The 3,301-nt window shown below is 64.0% G+C and carries 3 protein-coding genes; all 3 read right to left on the bottom strand.

Features of this window, described 5'->3' with window-relative positions; all coding sequences use genetic code 11:
- Positions 1–497, bottom strand: a 497-nt coding sequence (locus VGH68_RS18490; protein ID WP_331605121.1) for an acyl-CoA dehydrogenase family protein, incomplete at its 3' end; no start/stop codon positions are given.
- Positions 498–560: 63 nt separating this feature from the next.
- Positions 561–1,046 carry an OsmC family protein gene (locus VGH68_RS18495; RefSeq protein WP_331605123.1) on the bottom strand — a complete coding sequence of 162 codons (486 nt, stop codon included), beginning with the start codon at positions 1,044–1,046 and terminating at the stop codon, positions 561–563.
- 319 nt (positions 1,047–1,365) lie between these two features.
- Positions 1,366–3,018, bottom strand: a complete 1,653-nt coding sequence (locus VGH68_RS18500; RefSeq protein ID WP_331605122.1) for a sigma-54 interaction domain-containing protein — start codon at positions 3,016–3,018, stop codon at positions 1,366–1,368.
- Positions 3,019–3,301 lie beyond the last annotated feature (283 nt).

Genomic DNA, 3,301 nt, shown 5'->3' on the forward strand with positions numbered 1-3,301 from the left:
AGGCCGATATGACTGACCCACGGTAGCGTGCCGTTAATCAGATAGCCGCCTGGCGTAGGCGTGGCGCGGAACATCATCGGCTCGATCCCTGAGAACGCTTTCATCGGATTCGACAGCGCGGTGCCGCCGAACGTCTGGCCGCGGGCATGCGCGTCGAGCCGCGCGCCACCTAGAGACGGGTTGCCGGATTGCTCCATGTACAACCCGCAGACATCGTGGGCCCACATCAGGAAGCCCGTCGAGCCACACGCGCGGCTCGCTTCCTGCATCGCGGCGAGCGACAGTCCGAAGCGTGCGCCGTACCGGTCGAGGTGAACGCCGAGCGCGCCGGCCGCGCCCAGTTCTCCCATGATGTCGAGCGGGTAGACCCCTTCGCCGTCGATCCGTGGCGCGGCTGCCGCGAGCGGACCGCGAGCGATCGCGGCCACGCGCGCCAGCACCGCTTCGTCACACCAGGTGTCGACGCTGGACGCCTCTGCTACCAATGCGTGTTCCATGTTGGTTTTCCTTCGGGTACCGGGGCGGCCGCTACGCGCGGCACGGACGAGCGAAACGGCGCTTCAGTCGGCGAGCGCGACAGTCATGGGAATCGGATTGCGCATTGAGTTCGCAACCGGCGAGAAGTAGTTAGCATGACGGACGATCTCATCAAGCTCCTTGCGCGTCGCATCGCCTTCGATCACGATCTTCACGCGGATTGCCTGGAAACCCATTTGCGCAGATTCCATCTCGGCGCCGCCTGCGCCCCATGCACCCGGATTGCCGATATCCGCCTCGAGGAACACTTCGAGCTTCGACAGCTTGATCTGCTTCCACGTCGCGACTGCCGTGATGCCGACTGCGAGGCAGCCGCCGAGACCGGACAGCACGATCTCGCCCGGCGCTGGCGCCGTGTCTTCGCCGAACAGATGCTGCGGTTCATCGACGACGACGGGCGTATGGTTGCCGACATAACTCAACGAGCGGTACTGACCTTGCATGACCGTGTGCACGTTGTTCTTGCCGCGCGACCCCGGGTTATTGCGCCCCTTTTCGGCAAAGGCCATCAGCCCATCGCGGTCGATCGGCCGCAGATAAGTGGAAATGGTCGTGGGATGATCGGTGACAGTGTTCAAGTGACGCTCCTGGTGCGTGGATGGTGAAAGCGCGGGCGTCGCATCGATGGTCGAGCGGCGCCGGCACATCACTCACTGCAACAGGCGTGCCAGTTTGACTGCATATCGCCGAACCGCTTTCCTGGCGGGCTTTCGGCCGGACAACAAACGCCGGCCCGGTTCGGCGCGACGCATTCTCAATCAGGCAGCGAACCGACAATGTCGCCATTGTCGACATTGTTCGCTCTGCGACGCGCGATCGGCCTGGCGGTCAGGCATTCGGCAGGCCAAGCTTTTGCCAGCGATAGCTGAACTGGCGCGCTGTCATGCCCAACTGTTGCGCCGCGCGCGATTTGTTTCCCCCGCACTGGTCGAGCGCGTCGACAAGCGCCTGCGCCGGATGCGAACCGACCCGCCGGTAGGGCCGCATCGGCAATGGTGCAGTGTGGGTCACGGGAGCATGTGATAAAACGTCCTGCGCCCCGCCCAGCCGGCGGTCGGCGGCCGCCGGCTGGGCCAACGCGGGCGCAACAGCCGGCTCATCCGCCGCGTCTGAAGGCAGCAGCCGGTCTATATCGACTGCATCGAGCAGCGGCTTCTCCGCGAGCAACACGATCCGTTCGATGAAGTTGGTCAGCTCGCGGATATTGCCAGGCCACGGATACGCTTCGAGTCGATCCAGCGCGGCCGCCGTGAGATTGACGTTGCGCTGGTTGAGTTGATTCGTATGACTAATAAAATGCAGCGCGAGAACGCGAATGTCCTGGCGGCGTTCAGCGAGCGACGGCAGGTGGATCGGAATCACATTGAGCCGGTAGTACAGGTCCTGGCGGAAGGTGCCGTGCGCCACACCGCGTCGCAAATCGCGATTGGTGGCCGCAACGAGCCGCACGTCGACCCGGATTTCCGCCTTGCCACCGAGGCGCGTGATGGTCCCTTCCTGAAGCGTGCGCAGCAGCTTTGTCTGCATCGTCAGCGGCAGCTCGCCGATCTCGTCGAGAAACAGCGTCCCTTTGCTGGCCTGCTCGAACCAGCCCGCGCGCATGCTGTTCGCGCCCGTGAACGCGCCGCGTTCGTACCCGAACAGCTCGGACTCGAACAGCGTATCCGGTATCGCCGCGCAGTTGATCTTGATGAAAGCACGGTCGCGCCGCGAACTCGCCAGATGCAAGGCCCGTGCAAACAACTCCTTGCCAGTACCTGAGTCGCCGAGCAACAGCACGCTCGCGGCGGAATCCGATACGCGCTCCAGTTCCGAGATCGCGCGCAGCAAAGGCGGCGCGGTGCCGACGATTCCATAGCGGGCGGCCGCCGATTCGAGGGCGCGCGCGAGCACTACGTTCTGCTCTTCGAGCGCACGGGTTTTTTCCTCGAGGCCGGCTTCCAGCTGCAGCAACTGCCCCGCCAGTGTCGCGAGAATGCGCAGCACCGTGATGTCGTCGGCCAGCGTACGCGAGCGGTCGCGAATGCGGTGACACGCAAGAACGCCGACCGCCCTCCGTTCGACGACGATTGGCAGCGCAATGAACGCGACCGGGCCGTCCGGCAACCGTGAGCGCTCAACCGCCCGTGCCAGGAAATCCGGCTCGCGGTCGATGTTCTGGATGATCGTCAGTTGTCCGTGCTGCAGCGCTCGCCCGGTGATGCCTTCACCGTACGCATACACACCCCGGCCAATTTCCTCGGCGGTGAGTCCGTACGCGTACCGGATGCGCCCGCTGCGACGCGTTTCGTCCGCGAGCACGATGCGGCCCCGGTTCAGGCCGAGCAGTTCGGACATCAGATGCAGCATCTCGCGCAGCGCAGGCGCGGGGGACAGGCTTTTGCCGACAAGCGCCATCACCTGCTGCAATAGCAGCATTTCGTGTTCGCGCCAGTAGCCGGCGGATTCGCTGTCGGCTGAGGCACCAGATCGTGTTTGCATGAGCGTAGCCCGCCGCGGTCGTGAGCGAAGCCCATTATTTCAGAACACAAAAAAGCTCGCAGGCGCCATCCGATTGACCTTGCCCCTGTTTGACGAATCCCATAGCCACGCAAATCAGGCCGCTTCGCCTCGCTAAACCTGGATTGAACCCTTCAGGTTGGATCGTCTTTCGTCCCGGGTCACATGGGAACCGTGAACACCGAGGCCATCTGGTTGAGCCGGGCCACTTGTTCCTGGAGCGATTGCGCCGCCGCGGCCTCTTCAACGAGAGCAGCGTTCTGCC

Origin of the sequence: Paraburkholderia sp. (assembly GCF_036488505.1) — a bacterium.
Lineage (GTDB): Bacteria > Pseudomonadota > Gammaproteobacteria > Burkholderiales > Burkholderiaceae > Paraburkholderia.

Excerpts from the sequence above, each read along its gene's own strand:
- VGH68_RS18495 (WP_331605123.1), bottom strand. The coding sequence starts at position 1,046 with ATGGCCTTTGCCGAAAAGGGGCGCAATAACCCGGGGTCGCGCGGCAAG.
- VGH68_RS18500 (WP_331605122.1), bottom strand. The coding sequence starts at position 3,018 with ATGCAAACACGATCTGGTGCCTCAGCCGACAGCGAATCCGCCGGCTAC.